This window comes from Marinomonas sp. ATLA20, from assembly GCF_057180105.1.
This window is the reverse complement of sequence record NZ_JBXUKU010000004.1, coordinates 193735-214941: the sequence shown is the minus strand read 5'-3', so window position 1 is coordinate 214941 and position 21207 is coordinate 193735. Positions and strand designations below refer to the sequence as shown.

19 protein-coding genes are annotated in these 21207 nt (G+C 43.5%); 8 read left to right on the top strand and 11 right to left on the bottom strand.

What is annotated here, in order from left to right:
- The first annotated feature begins 96 nt into the window (after nucleotides 1–96).
- The 5 genes from AC2A4J_RS09035 (at nucleotide 97) to AC2A4J_RS09015 (ending at nucleotide 5019) form a co-directional block, all read left to right on the top strand.
- Nucleotides 97–1236 carry a sialidase family protein gene (locus AC2A4J_RS09035; protein ID WP_484175740.1) on the top strand — a complete coding sequence of 380 codons (1140 nt, stop codon included), beginning with the start codon at nucleotides 97–99 and terminating at the stop codon, nucleotides 1234–1236.
- A complete protein-coding gene (pdxA, locus tag AC2A4J_RS09030) occupies nucleotides 1233–2177 on the top strand; it encodes a 4-hydroxythreonine-4-phosphate dehydrogenase PdxA (RefSeq protein WP_484175739.1) in 945 nt (314 codons plus the stop codon). Before AC2A4J_RS09035 ends, pdxA begins: the two co-directional genes overlap by 4 nt.
- Nucleotides 2174–3079 carry a dihydrodipicolinate synthase family protein gene (locus AC2A4J_RS09025; protein ID WP_484175738.1) on the top strand — a complete coding sequence of 302 codons (906 nt, stop codon included), beginning with the start codon at nucleotides 2174–2176 and terminating at the stop codon, nucleotides 3077–3079. Before pdxA ends, AC2A4J_RS09025 begins: the two co-directional genes overlap by 4 nt.
- Before the next feature lie 23 nt (nucleotides 3080–3102).
- Complete coding sequence (locus AC2A4J_RS09020) at nucleotides 3103–4221, top strand: iron-containing alcohol dehydrogenase (protein ID WP_484175737.1); 1119 nt, start codon at nucleotides 3103–3105, stop codon at nucleotides 4219–4221.
- A gap of 96 nt (nucleotides 4222–4317) precedes the next feature.
- Nucleotides 4318–5019 carry a phosphoglycolate phosphatase gene (locus AC2A4J_RS09015; RefSeq protein WP_484175736.1) on the top strand — a complete coding sequence of 234 codons (702 nt, stop codon included), beginning with the start codon at nucleotides 4318–4320 and terminating at the stop codon, nucleotides 5017–5019.
- A 1-nt stretch (nucleotide 5020) separates the two neighbouring features.
- Here AC2A4J_RS09015 and mdoH read toward each other — a convergent pair whose 3' ends face one another.
- From mdoH to hpaE, 11 genes are all read right to left on the bottom strand, one after another.
- Nucleotides 5021–7174 (bottom strand): glucans biosynthesis glucosyltransferase MdoH, encoded by a 2154-nt coding sequence (gene mdoH, locus AC2A4J_RS09010; protein WP_484175735.1) that lies wholly within the window; start codon nucleotides 7172–7174, stop codon nucleotides 5021–5023.
- Between the two features lie 2 nt (nucleotides 7175–7176).
- On the bottom strand, nucleotides 7177–8784 hold the full coding sequence (locus AC2A4J_RS09005; RefSeq protein WP_484175734.1) for a glucan biosynthesis protein G: 1608 nt from the start codon (nucleotides 8782–8784) through the stop codon (nucleotides 7177–7179).
- Nucleotides 8785–9469: 685 nt separating this feature from the next.
- The gene (locus AC2A4J_RS09000) at nucleotides 9470–10762 is read right to left on the bottom strand and encodes an NAD(P)/FAD-dependent oxidoreductase (RefSeq protein ID WP_484175733.1); all 1293 of its coding nucleotides are present in this window, start codon (nucleotides 10760–10762) and stop codon (nucleotides 9470–9472) included.
- Nucleotides 10763–10824: 62 nt separating this feature from the next.
- Entirely contained in the window at nucleotides 10825–11244 is a 420-nt protein-coding gene (locus AC2A4J_RS08995) for a Rid family hydrolase (RefSeq protein ID WP_255825656.1), read from the bottom strand.
- 43 nt (nucleotides 11245–11287) lie between these two features.
- Entirely contained in the window at nucleotides 11288–12427 is a 1140-nt protein-coding gene (locus AC2A4J_RS08990) for an ornithine cyclodeaminase family protein (protein ID WP_255825657.1), read from the bottom strand.
- A 409-nt stretch (nucleotides 12428–12836) separates the two neighbouring features.
- Nucleotides 12837–13766, bottom strand: coding sequence for a 3,4-dihydroxyphenylacetate 2,3-dioxygenase (gene hpaD / locus AC2A4J_RS08985; protein WP_255825658.1), 930 nt, complete (start codon nucleotides 13764–13766; stop codon nucleotides 12837–12839).
- Between the two features lie 21 nt (nucleotides 13767–13787).
- On the bottom strand, nucleotides 13788–15116 hold the full coding sequence (locus tag AC2A4J_RS08980; RefSeq protein ID WP_484175732.1) for a TRAP transporter large permease: 1329 nt from the start codon (nucleotides 15114–15116) through the stop codon (nucleotides 13788–13790).
- Nucleotides 15113–15634 (bottom strand): TRAP transporter small permease, encoded by a 522-nt coding sequence (locus AC2A4J_RS08975; protein WP_484175731.1) that lies wholly within the window; start codon nucleotides 15632–15634, stop codon nucleotides 15113–15115. The genes AC2A4J_RS08980 and AC2A4J_RS08975 overlap by 4 nt, the downstream gene beginning before the upstream one ends.
- A gap of 2 nt (nucleotides 15635–15636) precedes the next feature.
- A complete protein-coding gene (locus AC2A4J_RS08970) occupies nucleotides 15637–16659 on the bottom strand; it encodes a TRAP transporter substrate-binding protein (RefSeq protein WP_484175730.1) in 1023 nt (340 codons plus the stop codon).
- 54 nt (nucleotides 16660–16713) lie between these two features.
- The gene (locus AC2A4J_RS08965) at nucleotides 16714–17094 is read right to left on the bottom strand and encodes a 5-carboxymethyl-2-hydroxymuconate Delta-isomerase (protein WP_110573270.1); all 381 of its coding nucleotides are present in this window, start codon (nucleotides 17092–17094) and stop codon (nucleotides 16714–16716) included.
- Nucleotides 17095–17144: 50 nt separating this feature from the next.
- A complete protein-coding gene (gene hpaE / locus AC2A4J_RS08960) occupies nucleotides 17145–18608 on the bottom strand; it encodes a 5-carboxymethyl-2-hydroxymuconate semialdehyde dehydrogenase (RefSeq protein ID WP_255825663.1) in 1464 nt (487 codons plus the stop codon).
- Between the two features lie 250 nt (nucleotides 18609–18858).
- Here hpaE and AC2A4J_RS08955 point away from each other — a divergent pair, with 250 nt between their 5' ends.
- Genes AC2A4J_RS08955 through AC2A4J_RS08945 form a run of 3 tightly spaced genes read left to right on the top strand, consistent with a single transcriptional unit; the run spans nucleotide 18859 to nucleotide 21196 of the window.
- Nucleotides 18859–19611 carry a LuxR C-terminal-related transcriptional regulator gene (locus AC2A4J_RS08955; RefSeq protein WP_484175729.1) on the top strand — a complete coding sequence of 251 codons (753 nt, stop codon included), beginning with the start codon at nucleotides 18859–18861 and terminating at the stop codon, nucleotides 19609–19611.
- A 49-nt stretch (nucleotides 19612–19660) separates the two neighbouring features.
- Nucleotides 19661–20425 carry a fumarylacetoacetate hydrolase family protein gene (locus tag AC2A4J_RS08950; protein ID WP_484175728.1) on the top strand — a complete coding sequence of 255 codons (765 nt, stop codon included), beginning with the start codon at nucleotides 19661–19663 and terminating at the stop codon, nucleotides 20423–20425.
- 9 nt (nucleotides 20426–20434) lie between these two features.
- Entirely contained in the window at nucleotides 20435–21196 is a 762-nt protein-coding gene (locus AC2A4J_RS08945; protein ID WP_255825666.1) for a fumarylacetoacetate hydrolase family protein, read from the top strand.
- Nucleotides 21197–21207 lie beyond the last annotated feature (11 nt).

Genomic DNA, 21207 nt, shown 5'->3' with positions numbered 1-21207 from the left:
TTTACAACACACAAAATACAAAAAACTAACAACTTGACAACAATAAAAACAAAGTAAATTATTGCGATCAAACAAAAACAAATCTGGAGACATTCAATGAGCGTTTTCCCTACCAGCCCCAGCGAAATAGAAAGAGCCATGACAGGAGAATTTGATGGTACACAAGCCATCCTGCACTCCCCAGCCATTCAAAACCATGCAGCCTTTTTAAGCCATGACAATAAGGGTGATCTTGAATGCGTCTGGTTTGGAGGAAGTTTAGAAGGCAAATCCGACATTGTGATTTATAGAAGCACTTTAGAAAAAAACAAATGGTCTGATGCCGAAGCTTTAACGAACGATCCTGATAGATCTGAGCAAAACCCAATAATATTCCGACCAAACAAACAAAGCACCTTACTCATTCACACGGCACAACCTGGCGGAAACCAAGATCAATGCGCTGTCCAGATGCGTGAAATAGGACAAGAACCAAACGAACTATCCCTTCCAAAAGGAACATTTGTTCGCGCAACGCCAGTCATCCGAAAAGATGGCGCCTGGCTCCTTCCTTTATTTCATTGCACCCCAAAAAATGGAGCAAAATGGACAGGTCGACACGACACAGCGTCTGTCGCGATTAGCTCAAACAACGGTGCTAACTGGCGCATAGTTCCAGTACCAGATTCCATCGGTTGCGTTCACATGACCATTGTTCCTACTGAACATATTGATCATTTCATTGCTTTTTTCAGACGTAGGCAAGCCGATTACATTTATCGCACTGAAAGTAAGGACGGTGGAGAAAGCTGGTCTATCCCTGTTGCGACCGATTTACCAAACAATAACTCCTCTATCGCTGCCATCCGCTTAAAAGACAGGCGACTCGCAATATGTTGCAACCCCATAAACAAGAATATGTCCTCAGATCGACGCGAATCTTTATATGATGAACTTGGTGACGATGCTCGGCCAGAAGCTGAAGGTGGATGTGAAGTCGTATGGGGAGTCCCTAGAGCCCCATTAATAGTTGCAATATCTGAAGACAATGGCGACAGCTTCCCTATCCAAATCACTGTAGCAAACAGCACAGGAAAATGTTTAAGCAACGACAGCATCGATGGACAAAACCAAGAACTGTCTTACCCAGCAATAATAGAAAACCCCGAGGGTGGCATCGATGTCGCCTTCACTTTACATCGCCGAGCAATTGCCCATGTTCGACTCACCCCCAACCAAATTGGAGCACAAAAATGATTGGTATCACTATGGGAGATCCGGCTGGCGTCGGACCAGAAATCATTCTAAAAGCCTTTGAAGACATGAGCACTGAAGAGCGCCAAGCTACTCGCGTATACGGCAACCTTGCTACTCTTAAAAATGTAGCAAGGATTATCTCCAGCCCAATTGATCCAGAAAAAGACATGACAGTCGTTGATATCGACTTTGACGGCGCCCCTCTTGAATTAGGGAAACTAGATGCAAGAGCCGGGGAAGCGGCATATCGCTTCATAGAACGAGCGGTAAAAGATTCAGGAGCCAAAGAAATTGGCTGCATTGTAACCGCACCCATAAACAAAGCCGCACTAAATATGGCTGGCCACCACCATGATGGCCACACAGGATTACTTGCCCACTTAACCAAAGGGAAAGCCTGGATGATTTTGGCCTCAGATAGACTAAAAGTCATTCACACCTCAACTCATGTTTCATTGCAAGACGCAATCAACAAGACAACTTCAGAACGCGTTTATGACACGATAAAAGCTGGCTATGAACATCTTCAGCGTATTGGTATATCTAAACCAAGAATTGCTGTTGCAGGTCTCAATCCGCACTGTGGTGAAGGTGGTCTCTTTGGTAAAGAAGACGAAGAAATCATTCTCCCGGGCATAATGAAAGCACGAGAAGAAGGCATGGATGTTTCTGGTCCAATTCCAGCAGACTCCGTTTTTTTCCGAGCTTACAGTGGCGCCTTTGACCTCGTCGTTGCCAATTATCATGACCAAGGGCACATCCCCGTTAAACTCGTCGCTTTTGACACTGCAGTAAACGTATCTGTCGGTCTTCCCATTGACAGAACGTCCGTCGATCACGGCACGGCTTTCGATATAGCAGGAAAAGGCATCGCCAATCACGAGAATCTATTATCTGCTATTGCTTACGCAAGAAAGCTCGTTGCAGGAGGAAAACAATGAAACACCCAATTACTGGCGTATACTGCGCCGCAACAACGCCAATAAATGCATCAGGCAAAGTACGCCTTGATCTTTTTGCAGAACATTGTAAAGCCCTTATTAGCGAAGGTGCCCATGGTGTTGCCATTCTAGGTACCACAGGCGAAGCCAATAACTATTCTGCAAAAGAGCGTATGGCACTTGTTGACGCGGTAAGGGACGCAGGCATTACTGGAAACCAGCTCTTACCAGGAACTTCTGCATGCTCAGTTCCTGAAACTATAGAGCTAACCTCTCACGCTGTCGACGCTGGTGCGAAGGCATGCGTTTTACTGCCCCCTTACTATTACAAAGGCGTTTCTGACGAAGGACTTTTTCGTTTTTATAGCGATGTCATTGAAGGTGTAAATGACCCAAAACTTAAAGTCATCCTTTACCACATTCCTCAAGTCACTCAAATTCCGCTCTCTCATGATCTTATTGAAAGACTTATTGCGGAATTCGGCGACACCATTCTTGGCATAAAAGACAGCTCTGGTGACATCGAGAACATGAAGGCCATGGTCAATCGATTTGATAACTTCTCTGTTTTAGCAGGTGCCGACCCATTACTAAAACCACTACTTGAAGCCGGCGGTGCTGGCAGTATCACTGCAACATCCAACCTTCGCTCCGACTCTTTACGAGTCGTCTTCGACAATTGGTCTGACGCTTCAGCAACGGCTGTGGTTGAAGCAGCCCAAGAACGAATTAATCAATGGCGAACCCTGTCAAATAGCTATGTCCAATTGCCAACAATAAAAACCATGGTTGCCAAGGCAAGAGACAACCTTGACTGGCTCAATGTACGCGCCCCCTTGGTACCACTAACAAAACAACAACAAGCACATATATGGGAACAGATGGCAAAGCTAGATAGCTAACAACCCATCTAGAGGAATCCGACATGAATATATCAAGAACAATCACGATACATCAGCCCTCTCGCCTTGAAGTTGGCGCAGACACCATCACTCAAGTGGGCGACTGGATTGGAAACAAAAGCGTATTAGTCATAACTGCCAAACCTATAGTCAATCACACCTCTCGATTAGGTATAAAAGGGGCACTAACTGTCTTTGAAGACACACCAGCAGAACCAAATGAATTGGCTTTAAACGCTATTTTAGATCTTGCCGCTGAATTAAAACCAGACGTCATCATTGGCCTTGGTGGTGGCTCAGTCATGGACTTAGCAAAACTAGCTGCGGTTCTTTGGGATAGAAAACAAACCTTAGAAGAAGTGGTTGGCCCCAATAAAGTTAACAAAAAACTATCGACATTAATCCAAATCCCTACCACCGCGGGCACAGGGTCGGAATCAGGCATTAGAGCCTTAGTGACAAACTCAAAAACAAACGCAAAAATGGCGGTTGAAAGCGGACATATGAGAGCTGACATAGCTATTCTTGACCCCACTCTTACCTATTCCGTTCCACCAGCTGTCACAGCAGCAACTGGAGTAGACGCCATGGCTCATTGTGTTGAGGCATTCACCAATATTCACTCCCACAACATGATAGATGACTACGCTCGCATGGGAATAAAACTGGTAGGTCAATATCTAAAACGAGCCGTCAATGATGGCAAAGATACACAAGCCAGAGAAGGAATGATGCTTGCTAGCTATTATGGCGGCATCTGTTTAGGACCCGTTAACACGGCTGCTGGACACGCTTTAGCATACCCGCTATCTACCCAACTTCATTTACCTCATGGATTAGCGAATGCGATCATTTTTCCACATGTACTTGCATTTAATACTGATGTAAAACCGGAGAAAACAGCGGAAATATTAGCGGCCTTAGGACTACAGCAATCCAATACCCCCAACGCTGTTTTACAAGCGACTTATGATTTCTGCACTGACCTGGGCATTGAAATGCGCCTATCAAAACATGGCGCTCTAGCTGAATCACTATTCAACTACGCAGAAGAAGCCTATGCAATAAGACGTTTAATGGATAACAACCCTAAAGCCATGACACCGGATAATATTCTGGAAATTTACAAAGCGGCTTTTTAAATAACCAAATACATAAAAACTTCAGCCAAAAGCATTTTTTCCTGAAGTTTTTATGTTTTCTTATCTATCTTCAGCCTTACCCAGGAACACTTTCCAATGAACAACCACCTCCTAATAGAAACCCTCTGCAATGGCAAACCGCCTCAGCTTGTTTGTTTTGATCTAGATGGGACACTGGTGGACAGCGCCCCCTCTATCGCTCACGCCATAGATAGCAGTCTAAAAGAATTCAACACCAAGCCAGCGGGGTTAGATCAAGTTAGGCGTTGGATTGGATTAGGTTCTAGTCATCTAGTAAAAAAAACACAAGAATGGGCTAAATTAGAAGATACAAAATACAAGCCACTGTATGAGGCTTTTTTAAAGCACTACGAAGACAACTTTGCCATTAACGCTACACTTTACTCTAACGTTGAATACATCCTAAAAACGCTTAATGAACAAAATATCTACCTTGCTCTAATCACCAATAAACCAAGTGCTTTTGTAAAACCACTCATGGATCATTTTGGTCTATCCCATTACTTTCATCTTATGGTAGGGGGCGATACACTCACAGAAAAGAAGCCCTCACCTATGCCAATCAATCACTGTTTAGACTATTTTAATGTCCATCCAGACAACGCCTTAATGGTTGGAGACTCCATTACTGACTTTCAAGCCGCCAGCTCCGCTGGTATTAAAAGCGCACTAGTAACATACGGCTATAACCACAATACAAACTTAGAAGAGCTTGGCGCTTACCTACTTATTGACGATTTAGCAGAGTTGGTCTTAAACAAAAAAGCACCAACCTAGCCTAAGCCAACACCAACTCTTCTGTCTGTTCGCTTAGCTGCTTATCTTCTGGCAAGTATTTTTCCATTGCTGCCATCAGCTCTCGGTGTTGCAAGATAGCAAGACACTCTTTTTCATTAAGATGATCTAGCAAGCTTTGAATGTTGTCGCTGTTGATGATCTGCCATTCGGCACATATCCATGCGCGGCAAAATTCTTTGTTTGGTTCATCTTCTGGCATTTGAGCTAAATGCCAGTAAAACAACGCCGAATCAGATGACAATCGCTTTAGAGAAGATGCAGCGCTATCAAAGCTTAATTCACTTTGTGAGGCATCATAGCGACTTTGCATATCAATAATTGGGTGAGGACGTTTCTCTTCCGGTGCACGCATCAAGCCTAGGTGATGAATCACATTACCGCGTTTTGCACCACCACTTAACCATGACAAAGGAATAGACAAGATTAAGCCAAAACTAATTGGCAAGGACCAGTAAAAAAGCTCCTTACTTAAGAATAAAGCACCACCAGCAAGCCCAATACCCAGCAAAGTATGGCTGCAGTGCGCTCGAGCAGCGACTTTCCAAGACGTTGCGCCATCGTCACGAGATTGAGGTTTCCAACCACTGTCGCGGCCTTTAAAGACATCATAGACAACTTGGAATTGAGACAACATCAGAATCGGCGCATACAACGCCGACAACACGGTTTCTATCAAAGTACTGAAAGTCAGTAATATGGGCCCGCCAAATTGCATGCAACGACGGAAGTTCAACATGGCCGCTAACCAACCATACACTTTAGGGGCTAGCACCAAGGCCATAGACAAAACAAACAAAGACCGCGCTTTTTCAAAATCAAATACCGGCCAAGTTGGAAACAAGGATGGATTAGCAAAATACTCAGGGCGAACAAAATAGGCCTGAACCGCCAAGGCAAAACCAACCACTATCAACATCAGCCAAAAAACGGCGCTTAGGTAAGACATGATGCCGGACATCAAATGCAAGCGAGTTGCAAAGTGGAAGCCTCTCGCGAATACAAAGGCTTTGTGCTGCAAGTTACCCTGACACCAGCGACGATCACGCACTATCACATCCACCAGCGATGGTGGCGCTTCTTCATAAGACGCTTTTAAGTCGGTATCAAAACGCACGCCCCAACCCGCACGACGCAATAATGCCGCCTCCATAAAGTCATGACTCATTACATGACCACCGAAAGGCGCTTTGCCTTCTAAAACAGGCAAACCACACGCATCGGCAAAGGCTTTGGTGCGAATAATGGCGTTATGTCCCCAGAAGTTAGAAGAGTAACCATGCCAAGCCGCTAAACCAGAGGCATAAATAGGACCAAAGCAATGGTTAGCAAACTGCTGAATACGACTATATAATGTGTTGGCACGAATGATGGTTGGTAAAGTTTGAATTAAACCCAAACCTGGTTCTGCCGCCATCCGACGGGTCAGTGAGATCAAGCAATCCGCGCCCATCAAACTATCCGCGTCCAGCACTATCATGCATTCATAATCACCGCCGTAACCGGTCACCCATTCTGCAATGTTACCTGCCTTACGTTCAGCATTGTTATAACGACGACGATAATAAATAGGACAAGCCGCCGCATCATCATTTAGCAAAGGACGAAACGCTTGCTCCTCCGCAATCCAAGCATCCGCTCTGTTAGTATCACTTAAAATAAAGAATGCAAATTTGCCTGGAGCCTGTTTCATCAGGTCTTCTTGCATGGCTTGGATATTGGCACGAATACGCAAAGGATCTTCGTTATAGACAGGCAATAAAATAGCCGTAACGCCTTCTACCTCTTGCTCTTTTCGAGTGTGTGAAAAGGGCCATAGCTGAAAAAGCAACCCCAGTGTCGCTTGGGAAAACGCAAAGGAAATCCACGTAAAGTTGATACAAAATAATACCAAGAACGCCCACTGTAGACCCGCAATCGCATTGGTATTCAGCACACTGTACATTTCAGTGGCGCCATACCAAGACAATCCAGCAGTTATCACTAAAACAAACAAGCGCGAAAGCAGCGTTGTTATTGCAAACCCTTGCAGTCTTTTTTTACGAACTTGAGGGGCTTCATCAACAGTATGACGAGGCATATCCAACGGTGAAGTTTGCGGCAATGCCAATTTTGTAGCGCTATCCTTTAATAACATGATTATTCCTTCATCCAACGATACAGCCAAGTCGGTGCAACGGCGGTATCTCCCTGTTTAAGTTGAACTCTTAACTCAGCCAAATCCGTATCTTGAGGATCAAAAGAGACGTAAACACGGACACCTTTTTTATGAGGATTTTTGACAGCTATCGCTTCGAGAATTTTTCCTTTGCTAATACTGGCATCAATTGTCAGATCATCGACATTAACATCCGGCATTTTATTGAAATCAATCACCACCTCTGGGTTTGTCTTGAACAACTTCACCCCTTTGGCGCTACGGACCACACGAGGGTAATCCAATGACACAGGCGTATCGTTAGACCAAGTCATCAAATATTTATAAGTGTATGATTCGCCCTTCTTAAGCCCCTCTTTAGGCTGCCAATAAGCAACAATATTGTCATTGGTCTCGGCGTTAGACGGAATTTCCACCAGTTCTACATGCCCAGCGCCCCAGTCATTCATTGGTTTAATCCAAGCAGAAGGACGAGTGTGGTAGCTGGCTTCTAGATCTTGATAATCCTCGAACTTACGATGACGCTGAATCAGGCCAAAACCTTTTGGAGAGGTATCGCTAAAAGCGCTTATTTGTAGCGATTTTGGGTTATTCAGAGGACGCCAAAGCATCTCATCTTTGCCTGTTAAAATCTGTAATCCATCCGAATCATGAACCGCAGTACGATAATCCGGTATATCAGAAGCATCCAACGAACTGTTGTACATGAACATAGACGTTAGAGGAGCAATACCGACATTGTTCAAATCTACTCGCGGAAACAAGGTAGCTTTTACATCGATATGAGTTGGCTTTCCAGGATAAATACCGAAACGATAAGCCCCTGTAACGCTTTTACTGTCTAGTAGTGCATGAACAACAATGGCATCTTGGCTTGAAGATGGGCGCTCAATCCAAAACTGTTTGAACATTGGGAACTCTTCACCTTTAGGTTGGGCAACATCTACCGCCAAACCACGGGCCGACAAACCATAAGACTGACCTTTGGAAATCGCACGGAAATAGCTCGCCCCTTGAAAAACAACAAATTCATCATTGGTATCTGCGTTATTAATCGGGTAGTGCAAACGTAAACCTGCGTATTTACCAACCTGAGATATCAACTTACTAATCTCGGCATTAGGTGTAGTAAAGGAATCCGACGACACATTCAAAGGAAAAGCACGGCCGTTTTCCACCACATCAATAGAGACCAAATCTTTAAAGATAAAACCGGGAGCGAACAGTTGGACGGAAAATTTTGTTGGCGTGTTTCCCCACACAGCTTGGTTTTGCTGGAAATTAATTTGTCGATAAGTTGGGTAATCCATATCTGTCAACGCTGGCGGCGCTTTCTCGGCTGGCTTCATTGGGGATTGGGCCAATTTTTCCGCCAGCTCAATAACCGTCTGATTTGAAAAAGCATACCCTTTTGACTCTTGCTCCAATTGAACGCTTTCAGCCACAGGAACAGAATCGATCTTAACATCCGACTCTTCCGCTTGTGCATACCCCATTAAGTTAATTAATAGAGACGCAAATAAAGATTGTTTTATCAGCCAAAAGGAATTGGCACGCACATGAGATAAAGAAGTAAAAAATAGTTTCAAAAGAAGCTCTCTCGTTGCTTAATTGGATTCAACCAATCCTCAACATAAGGATGACGTCATAAATTTGACACTAATAATATAAGTAAACTCACGAGAGATTAAGCCTACAAAGTCGGAGGAATTCATAAGAATTAAGGAGAGATTGTGCTTAGGGAAGTTTAATGTGACTCATTACCATTAAAGATAGCCTTTTACCCAATTATAGAGCAATAAAAGTACACTTCATTGAATTCGAAAGTCCTAACTGTTATTGAACAACGTACTATCAATATGTTCGAATTCAATAGCGAGAGATGGCTATTCAAAATTCGGTGAATGTGAGGAAAAAGCAGGTAAATCAAAGCCAAAGTTCAAGACAGGCTCATTCAGTGTCTACATAAAGCGCTGAATTAACTCATGCACTTTCATACATCAATCCACCTTTACCAGCGTCAAAAGCCACTATAGCTTAAAAAATCACAAGAAAATCTACAGCGCTATTGTCGAGGGAAGCTCACTCTATGACAAACACGGAATTGACAAAAAATATCTCGGAAACTTACCTGAAATGGTTTTATAGCGCTGTCGCTATTTTTGATTAACTAGAAGTTAGATTAGATCATAAAAAAATGGAATGCTCAGTATAGAGCATTCCATTTTTTATAATGACAATTTATAAAAGAGACGGACGCTGAACGTATTCTGTCTAAAGTCGATCAAACCGATAAGGGCTTGGATCGATAATAGGTTCTACGCCTGACATTAAATCGGCCGCTAATTGTCCAGCCGCTGGCCCAGTGCCAAATCCATGCCCTGAAAAGCCCGTTGCGACGGTTAAGCCAGGAATAGATTTAACCTGATCAATCACCGGATTAGAATCTGGTGTGACATCAATAATTCCAGCCCATGCTTCGGCAATTTCTGCTTTTTCAAAAATGGGCCAAGCCTGTCTAAGATTATTTAAAGCTTGCTGATTCAAGTCCGCATTAAATTCTGGGTCATTGGTTCTGACTTTTTCGAAAGGTGTGCGATTTTTTGCATTCCAACGACGAGATAAGCCCAAGTCTTTAAAGAAATAACTTCCCATAGAAATATTTAAAAAACTACGTTGAGTACGAAGTTGATCAAGATATTTATGACCAATTAACAGATGATCAAGTGTCACCGGAGCATCAAGTTTGCCTCGCTGCGTAATGATATAGCCGCCATCTTGGTGTTTTCGGAAAGAAAAATCTGGCCCGCCCACCGCAATATCCGTTGGCCCGTCCATAGGTTTCGTTAGTAACACAGAACAAATTAAAGGCAGTGTCGGAAATGAAATACCAAGATTACCTAAGAAGCGTCGAGACCAAGCACCGCCCGCTAGCAGCACTTGCTCGCAGCGAATCGCCCCTTTTTCTGTTACTACGCCCGTTACTTTTCCACCGTCAGTCGACAAGGTTCGTACTGCGCATTGTTGAACGATTATCGCGCCTTTTTTAATCGCAGCTTTAGCGATAGCCGAAGCAGCAATAGAAGGTTCAGCGTTACCATCAGAAGGCGTGTAAATACCACCAAGCCAGCTCCCTTTACCACCAGGAACCAGCTCTTCGATTTCTTCAGGGCTGACCATCCTAGAATCTAACGAAAGCGACTCAACCGACTTTAACCAACCTTGGTGCATGGCAAGCTGCGCTGCTGTTTTTGCCAGAAACATAATACCGGCTTGTTTGTAGCCAACATCCTGCCCTACTCGGCTTGGCATCTCTGCCCAAAGTCGATCCGCGGCTTGCGCTAATGGAACATCATGTAAATGACGATTGGTTTTACGAATCCAGCCTAAATTTCGTGAAGATTGTTCACCAGCCACATGCCCTTTTTCCAAAAGTACAACAGGAATATTGCGCTCCGCCAAAGCCAGAGCAGCGGTCAGACCAACAATGCCACCTCCGATAATGACAACGCTGGTTGAGTCCGGTAGCTGATCTTGAGTCTCAACCCTTTCGAGTGTTTTTGTCATGATTTTTTCCTGAAGATTTAGGGAAGATAGATGTTTTTTTCTATCCCCCTAATGCACATTTATTAACCGATAGTAATGTTTTCAACATTGGCAGTGGACGCACCGCGATAAGCAGTAACTTCTAGCTCCACTTTATATACCGTTGAACCCAGAGGAGGACAGGTCACAGTCGAAGCTGGATTCACCCCTTTGAATTTTTGTCCAATGGCATCCATAACCTTTGGAGTGTCTGCTGGGTCTTGGATAAAGACACGAGAAACAACAATGTCCTCAAGGCAAGAATCAACGGCTTTCAAGGCTAATTCGATGTTGCTAAAAACCTGATCTAACTGATCAAGCACATCTTCGGGAATTTCTTTTGTTTGAGGATTTCGACCCGCGCTATTCGACACATAAATCCAATTATCTACCGACACAACACGAGAATAACTCGCTTTTTCTTCGAATATGGAGTCTGTCTTTGCTTTAATAATTTTAACCATTTTGTCTTACCTAATATTTAAACTGAGAATAAAATATTTCCGATTAACGTAATGCTGGAACATCCCAAAGGTTCAGTGAAACCCCAATGCCTTTTTCGATAGCATTACGATAAACCACGGTTGCCCAAGCCACGTCTTCTACCGGCATACCGCCAACAGATAAAACAATGATCTCTTCATCATTCTGACGAGCTGGAGAGTCGCCATATACAATTTTGCCAAGGTCTTCAATATCATCATGCGTCAGCTTGCCTTCAGCAATCATGTCCATACAGCGCACGCCAACAAGCGGAATAACATGATGAGCCGGTTTCGGAACTTCTTCGTACCACGCCTCATACAAGCCGGTGTTATCAAGGACTTTACGAACATCTTTTTGCTCCATGCCATCATCTAAACTACAGCTCGCTGGCATCGCTAAAAAAGCCCCTGGTTTAACCCATTCACGCTTAACAATTGGGTACGTTGACGGATCACCCACTTCGCCAGAATTACAGTAAGTAACCAAGTCTGAATCACGAACCACCGCTTCAACACTGTCCACTACTTGAATCGTTGTGACCTGAGGGAAGGTGTCTTTGACCCAATTAATAAAGCTATCTAGATTTTTCTGCCCACGACCTTTCACTTTAATCGTATCAACTTGAGGACACGCGGCGATAAAAGCCGCCACTGTGGTCTTACCCATAACACCAGGACCCAGTAAGCCAATGACTTTTGAATCTTTACGAGCAAGATAACGCGCACCCACACCAGGAATAGCCCCCGTTCGGTAAGCAGACAGCAAGTTAGCGGACATGTAAGCCAAAGGCGCCCCAGTATCGATATCATTCAAAATCATCATCAAGATAGAACGAGGTAAACCTTTCTCTCGATTGGCGATGTTTGATCCATACCACTTAACACCAGAGGTCTGAAAATTTCCGCCAAGATAAGCAGGCATCGCCATCAAACGACGATCAGCCGTTGGTTTTGGCATAGTAGGAAAAGGGGATTCATCAGGAAACGTAATCATCGCACCATGCGAATCATTATTGGGGCCTGCCATACGGTAATCGCCCGTATACAAAAGTCCAAACATCTCCTCCATGGTATCCACGCAACTCGGCATATCCGTTACGCCAGCTTTAATCATGTCTGGTTCAGAAAGATAAATAAAATCGATTTTAGTATTCTCGCTCATAGTGCTGCCTACTCTAAAAATGGTTTATATTTTTTATATTAATAATGACGTCTTCGAAGAATAAATAGATCGAGTGATTAAACTAAATAAATGCGTCCACTTATCACCACAATATTAAGATTACATCGCACGACAGAATTTATTATTAATATGGCGTCAACTCCCTTTTAAATAAACACCAAACCTTACCTAGCATTATCTATCTTGGGTTATTTAAACGCCTTCTCCTGAAAGAAGATAAAACGAAACATTTTTATCGTATCTACAAAAAAACACTGTTTATATATCCCCTTAGGGACATTTGAGTCGATTTCACGAATACCACGATGCTCTTTAGAATAACGATACGCTCCACAGCAAAAAAATGGCTGATCGACACTTCGATTCAGCCATTTAAAGCGGATTTTTCTTACAGACGGCTAGCGCCATAAACAAAAGTACCATTTTCCACAGAAGCTTGAGGTTTTGGGACTGCATCGCCAGTTTGCGGAGACACAGGGAAAATAGCGTTAATTTGTCCCGTGCCAGAGCTACCAAAGTAAGGCGTGATAACCTCCACTTTTTGATCGTAATCCGACCAACCGAGCGCCCCTAGCAACATAGCCGTATCATGCATGAATCCTTCTCCATGGCCTTTTGCCGCGTATTCAGGAAGCATCTCACAGAATGTTTTCCACTCTGCGTTTTCCCACATTTCAACGACTCGGTGATCTAGGCTCTCAAGAAATGGGCTCCATACTTTGGTAGAGAAACCTGGCGCTTGACCGTTTTGAGCAAAACGATGGGATAACGAGCCACTGGCCAAAATAGCGACAGTACCGTCGTAGTGTTTTTCAATCGCCTCACGGATAGCCCATCCCAAACGCGCCGAATCATTTAAGTAATGAACCGTTAATAACGCCGAGACGGATATACACTTGAAATGCTGGTCTGGATTCATATAACGCATTGGCACTAGCGCGCCGTATTCAGGCGCTAATGTCGTCGCATCGTGCGCCATGGTTTCAACACCCTGTTCATTACACACCTTAGCAATGATACGACCTAACTCTGGGTTACCATCGAGGCTGTATGGCATATTATTAATGAAGTGTGGCAGTTCATTACTGGTATAAACCCCTTCCCAGTGTGGCGCACAGTTAATGTGATAGTTCGCATTAACCAACCAATGTGTATCAAATACAACAATGGTATCCACTCCAAGTTCACGACAGCGCTTTGAAATTTCAAGGTGACCGTCTATAGCGGCCTGACGAAAGCCTTTTTGAGGGCCATCAAGCTCCGAAAGATACATAGATGGCACATGTGTTATTTTTGCAGCAAGAGCTAACTTACCCATAGTAAATCTCCAAAATAGTGTTTATCTATATAACAGTTCTGGTAGGAAAAGAGCGACAGATGAAAAGACCACAATTAAGCCAAGTCGGACCATATCGGCACACCAAAATGGCGTAATGCCTTTAAAGATCGTTCCGGCTTTTACATCTTTTAATACAGCGCTCAACACAAATACATTCATCCCTACTGGCGGCGTAATAAGACTGATTTCTGTCACCACAACCACCACGATGCCAAACCAGACCAAATCAAAACCTAGGCTTTGTACCAAAGGATAAAAAATAGGAACCGTCAAAAGAATCATTGATAAACTTTCAAACACCATTCCCAGTACTAAATAAATAGCGATAATAATTAAAATGACACCAAATGCAGAAAGGTTAAAACTTTGTACAAAGGCCAGTAATTCTGCGGGCAAACCGGCAATGGTAATAAAATCAGAAAAGATTAAGGCGCCGATTAATACCGAAAACAACATGGCTGTGGTTCTACCTGTATCAATTAAGGCATGAAAAATCGCCTCTACAGTCAGTGATTTGCGCATTAGAGCAATTAAAAAAGCCCCTCCTGCGCCAACACCTGCCGCTTCTGAAGGCGTGAAGACACCAAGATAAATCCCACCCATTACAACCAAGAATAAGACTAAAACGCCCCAGACATTTTTTAACGCCTGAATACGTTCAGCAAGACCGGTACGCTCAGCACTCGGCCCTTTTTCTGGGTGACGCCAAACCACATACCTTACCGCAACCAAATACAACAAAATCCCAAGTATTCCTGGTAAAAAACCAGCGGCAAATAGCTCTCGAATACTGGTCTCGGTTAACAACCCATACATCAACAAAATAACACTAGGCGGAATCAAAATACCGAGTGTAGAACCCGCTGCAATAGAAGCGCTGGCTAAGCCGTCACTGTAGCCATATTTTCTCATCGGCGGCATAGCGACTTTTGCCATAGTTGCTGATGTTGCTAAACTCGAACCACAAATCGCCGAAAAACCACCGCAAGCCACAATCGTTGCCATTGCTAGACCACCCTTACGATGCCCCAAAAACGCATTGGACGCTTTATATAATTCACCCGATAAGTTTGCTTTCGTCACAAAGTTGCCCATCAAGATGAACAGCGGTATGACAGACAACCCATATTCTTGTGAAGTATCGATAATACGGTTTGTCGCAAGGGCTAAAGCTCCGGTCCAACGAAAATCAAACAGATTATCGAAACTCAAACCTTGCAAATAACCAAACCCAACAATGCCAACCGTTCCCATAGCAAAGGCGATAGGCATTCTAAAAATGAGAATGAGCACAAGCAGAATGGCAAAACCAAAAGCAGAAATAATCACTCAGACACCTCCACTTTTGAAAACACAGTATAAAAAGCTTTCAGCATAAGAATCACGGCAGTCACAAACATCATGATAGAAATAAACTGGATAAAATACGCCACAGGGATATGCAAAAATTCCGTCATCACACCGCGACGTAATGACCTAGCAGCTTGAAACCAGACACGCTCTGCCACAAAGAAAAAACCTGCTGCAATCGCTAAATTAATAGCTAAACCGCTTATTCTCATAAATATTGCCGGTAATATACGATCCAGAATATCCACCACCACATGAGCACTAGTAAGCGTTACGATAGGCAGCTGACAAAACACAATAATACAAAGAGCCAACTCAGTTAGCTCTGTTGTACCATTTATAGAGTTGTTAAATACGTAACGTCCAATCACGTCAGAACAAGTCAATAACATCAAAGCTAGTAATACCAATGACGATACCACTTCAAGAGCAAAAGCCAGCCATTTAACCAGCCCGAATTCTCTATGGTGTTTATTAACCATCGCAGATAACCACATGGCTATTCTCCATGCTTAGCTGCGTACTGATGAGCTGTATCACGAAGGTATTTCAACGCGTTACTGCCGTTATAACCTTTGTCATCAGCGGTTTTTATCCAGCTCGCACTAGCATCAGACAAAGTGGCTTGAACATCTTTCACAAGCTTATCATTGGGAGACAAAGTAGTGACTGTAACGCCATTTTCACGCGCCGATTCTACCCCTGCCGCATCACTTGCATCCCACGCTTTACCCGCTAGCACAGATAAGACTTCACCTGACGCATCATTAATTGCTTTTTGATCTTCTTTATCTAAATCTTCAAACACATCTGGGTTCATGAACATAGAAAAGCTGCCCATGTAGAGACCATCAGGGAAAATGGTCAAATACTTAGTCACTTCGGATAGACGCAGCACTTTTTGCTCTACAGCAGGTAAAAATGCACCATCAATGACACCCTGTTGCATCATCTCGTAAACTTTTGGTGCAGGCGCACCGACTGGCGTCACATGAAATTTTTCAGCAATAATACTTTGCACACCGCCACCGATACGGATCTTTTTATCTTTAAGATCATCAATGGAATTGACCGGAAAATTTGAGTGAATTTGACCCGGGCCATGAGTAAATAAGGCCAGTAGTTTCAGACCATCAAACTCATGAGATTCAGAAAAAAACGTTTCATAAGTCGTCCACAATGCATAAGAAGCTGCCTCTGCATTAGTGCCTAACCCTGGTTGCTCTACAACTTGTGGTAATTCAAAACGCCCTGGAACGTAACCATGGTAGCTATAACTCGCATCCACTATTCCGTCTTCAACCAAATTCCACATTGTTTTAGGGTGACCTAGGCCATAGACGATTTCGACATTGATACGTCCGTCAGTGGCATCAGAAATGGCTTTTCCCCAAGCAGGAATAACCACTTGGTTCATTGGATTAGTCGGCGGAAGCCAGCTAGCAACACGGATCGTTTCCGCAAACGTCATACTGGACAAAGTGGCCGCTACAGCAATAGAAAAAATCTTTTTAAGGCTCATCACGATTACCCTCTATTTATAATTATTTGAAATCGTTATTTACTCAATCACGCTCTACTTAAAAAGAGCATGAATATTGTTCTTATTAAATTTAAGAACCGGATCCAGTTCCGTCAGTTCAAAAGAGATCTGGCAATAACTGTTATCCGTGATCGGTTTCATCCATTCGCAAAAGATAGCAAATACCTTTTCTGCCACTTCTTGACGCACTTCCATACTGCGTCCGTGACCTATTTTTAAATTTAAATTGATCAAGGCGAAATCGTCTCGACCATCCGCTACACGAAAGTGATCACAACAAATCGCTCGACTACGCACACCACCAAGAGGAAAGTGCCCAGTTGAAACAATGTATTCATGCAGTGCTTTAAACACTGGCTGAAAATCTAAACGCTCTTCGAGATTGGCTGAATATTCAAAAACAAAATGTGGCATAAGAATGCTCCAACAAGTGCGAGGGCATCGCGCCCCCGCCGATGTTTAAACTACACACCCCATTTTGGAATGTGGTGTGAGCCCATACTGATACAAACATTCTTCGGTTCGCAGAAGACTTCGAAGCTGTAATCACCACCTTCGCGGCCTGTACCTGACGCTTTCTTACCACCAAATGGAGTGCGAAGATCACGTACGTTTTGCGAATTCACAAACATCATGCCTGCGTCTACTTTTTGCGCGATACGATGAACCTTGCCAACATCTTGCGTCCATAGATAAGACGCTAGACCGTATTCGTTGTCGTTCGCCATAGCGACCACATCGGCTTCATCTTCAAACGGAATCAATACAGCAACCGGTCCAAAAATTTCTTCACGTGCGATTCGCATGTCATTGGTCACATCACGGAATACGGTTGGGCGGACAAAGTGTCCACCTTTCAGATGATCTGGTAACTCATCCACAGGCTTATCTGGACCACCTGCGATCAATGTCGCCCCCTCTTCCATACCGATACGAATGTAGCCTGTCACCTTGTCAAAGTGTTGTTGGCTGATCAAAGAACCTACTTGCGTATTCAGATCCGTCGGATCGCCGACTCTGATTTTGCTAGCTCGCTCAGCAAACTCCGTCGCGAACTTATCGTAAATGCCTTTTTGTACGAAAATACGAGAACCTGCTGTGCAACGCTCGCCATTGATCGAGAAAATGCCAAATACCGCTGCGTCCATAGCACGTTCGTAGTCACAATCTTCAAAGATCATCACCGGCGATTTGCCACCCAACTCCATAGAGAATTTCTTTAGGCCAGCATTAGCTATGATATGTTTGCCTGTTGACGTTCCACCAGTGAAAGAAATCGCATCCACATCGTCGTTGGTGATGATGGCGTTACCTGTGGTTGCACCCATACCGTGCACAATATTGAAAACACCTGGTGGCACGCCTGCTTCGATGGACAAACGGCCTAGGAAGTCTGTTGTCAACGGAGACAATTCAGACTGCTTCATTACCACTGTGTTACCTAACGCTAGGGCAGGCGCTGTTTTCCATGTTCCCGTCATGAAAGGTACGTTCCATGGCGAAATCAACGCACACACACCGGTTGGTTGATATAAGGTGTAGTTCAACATTTGGTCGTCAACTGGGTACGTATGACCATTCATCTGCTTAGCTTTATCAGCGAAGAAATAGAAGTTATTCGATGAACGTGGAATCAATGCATTTAGCGTCTGGTATAGAGGTAAACCAGTGTCTGCTGTTTCGAGTCGAGCGATTTCTTCTACGTTTTCAGCAATAAGGTCGCCTAACTTTTCAATGATTTTTGAGCGCTTTGCAATGGGCATAGCCGCCCAAGCTGGAAAGGCATCTTTGGCTGCTTGAACCGCTTCAGCCACCTGCTCATCGGATGCGTGAGCTACTTCAGCCAATACTTCACCTGTAGCTGGATTAAAAGTCTGAAAAGTTTCTTTACTCTCAACCCATTTGCCGTTTATCAAGTTCTTAATCATTTTTTTCTCTCTTCTGATAAGGAACCGAACGAGAATGTCTCGACATCGATTTAGTTAACATGTTAAATAAATTAAACTTAACATGTATAGTATGTCAAGCACACTTACCAACAATGAAAGGCATTTAATTAAAAAAAGACAGAGATAGGTACATGTGGAATATCTTTTGCATCAATTGACTTTTAGTACAGATGTGGAATTATCCTTCTGTGCCCTATCAAATAACTGACAATAAACGGGAGCGCATAACATGCTAAATTCAAGCCTTTATGACACTTTGCCTTCTCTTATCAATGGCATTGGTCAGCATCACTTCTATGATCAAGTCGCCTATTCAATCAAAGCGCTAGACCCCATATCTAACATCAGAATTGTTAGTTATTCGAAAACACATCACCCTGTTTTCTTAGGTGGCTATCCAATGTCAGAAATTGACGAAGTGTATTGTCAGTCAGCGTACTTACTAGATCCTGTCTATGACATGATCTGCGGTGATAAAGATCCAACCGAACTCTTTACATTAGACAGTCTTGTTAACGATGATTTTCGTGACTCCATTTACTACGATACGTTTTATCAACGATTAGGTTGGTGCAATGAGACGAACATTGTGATCGGCACAAACGATGACACAAAAATCTGCATCGTCTATTCAACAAAAGACAACGGCTCTTCCATTCAAGCGGTCAACCGAGAGCTAATCCCTTGCATTAACTCTATTAAAGCGGCTATTTTGACCCATGAGCGAGTTGGGAGACAGTTACAACAAAACCAAGCGATTGAACATGAAAACCTAGATACTCGCCGCTCTATGTTTGAATATCACAACCTCACCAAACGAGAAAAAGAGATCGTTGAGCTTATTTTAACCGGGCTATCTTCGGCTTCTATTGCGGACAAATGCTTTGTTTCGGAAGGAACGGTTAAGAACCATCGCAAGAACATCTATCGTAAACTCAAAATCAAATCTCAAGCCGAGCTATTCCGAAAATTCATCCAATAAAATCGACAGTGTATTGACAAGGAATGTTTTTTACGGAACTATAGTTAACATGTTAACTACATTTGGTAAGAAAAAAATGTTTCATTACAGACAAAAAGAATCAAATGAAGTGGTATCCAAAACAGCGAATGCCAGCTTTGAAATTAGATTAGATGACACCATACTCCCACCAACATCTGGCAGTGTAATAGGCGTCGCTCTAAACAATAAAGCGCTAGCCAAGTCTTTGGAGCAAGCGTTCAACGAAAAGCCACATATTCACCCTCCTAAAACGCCTGTTTTACACATTAAAACCGATAATACTCATATCGGATATGCAAGCAGCATCAAGGTTCCCACTGACAAAGGCGCTATCTATGCTGGCCCTTCGTTAGGTATCGTCATTGGCAAGACAGCAACTCGCGTCAATGCCAGTGACTCTCTAGATTTTGTTCAAGGTTTTACCGTTGTTAACGAAGTGAGCTTGGCTGAAACCTCCTTCTATCGCCCCGCGGTAAAAGCAAAATGCCGCGATACTTTCTGCCCTATGGGTCCATGGACAGTAGACAAAACAGCGGTCAGTCATCCTAATAATTTAAGTATCAAGACCTTTGTGAATGACGCGTTAGTGCACGAGACAAATACCGATCAATTGATCCATTCGGTTGAAGAGATAGTGAGCTATATCAGCAGTTTTATGACGCTGGAAGCGGGAGATATCATCATCGCGGGTACGCCCGAGCGCACACCGGAATTAGAAATCAAGCCTGGTGACAGTGTCATGATAGATATCGAAGGCGTCGGCCGTCTAGCCAATCCAGTGGAACAAGAATAGGAAGCAGTCATGAAAAGCGCGCGTATACTTTTTAACAATAAAACATTAGATGTCACCATCAACGAACAAGATCAAGTCGTTACTCAACAAGGTGACGTTTTGGCAGATGGTTCATTTACATGGTTACCACCTTGCGAAGGTAAAATGTTCGTTTTGGCCATCAACTATGCCGACCATGCTGCTGAACTCTCCTTCAAAGCACCAGAAGAACCTTTAGTCTTTTTGAAAAATAAAAACTCGCTAATTGGCCACGATCAAAACACCTACCGTCCTGATAACGTCGATTACATGCACTATGAATGTGAATTGGTTGTCGTCATCGGCAAAGAAGCCAAAAACGTCTCCAAAGAAGACGCCATGGACTACGTTGGCGGTTACACAGTAGGTAACGACTACGCTATTCGCGACTATTTAGAAAATTACTACCGCCCTAACCTGCGCGTAAAAAGTCGTGACACTTGCACACCAATTGGGCCATATCTCGTTGATGCCAAAGACATTAAAGACCCTCATAACTTGATGCTGCGCACTTATATTAATGGTGAGCTGAAGCAAGAAGGGAACACCAAGGATTTAGTATTTAATATTCCTCATCTGATTGCTTACTTAAGCGACATTATGACATTAACCCCAGGCGATATGATCTTCACAGGGACACCGGAAGGTCTAGCCGATGTAAAGCCTGGTGACGTTGTAACCACAGAAGTAGAAGGCGTTGGTGTTCTAAAAAACACCATTATTTCTGAATCAGAATACCTAAAAACAATTTAAATAAGGGTGTA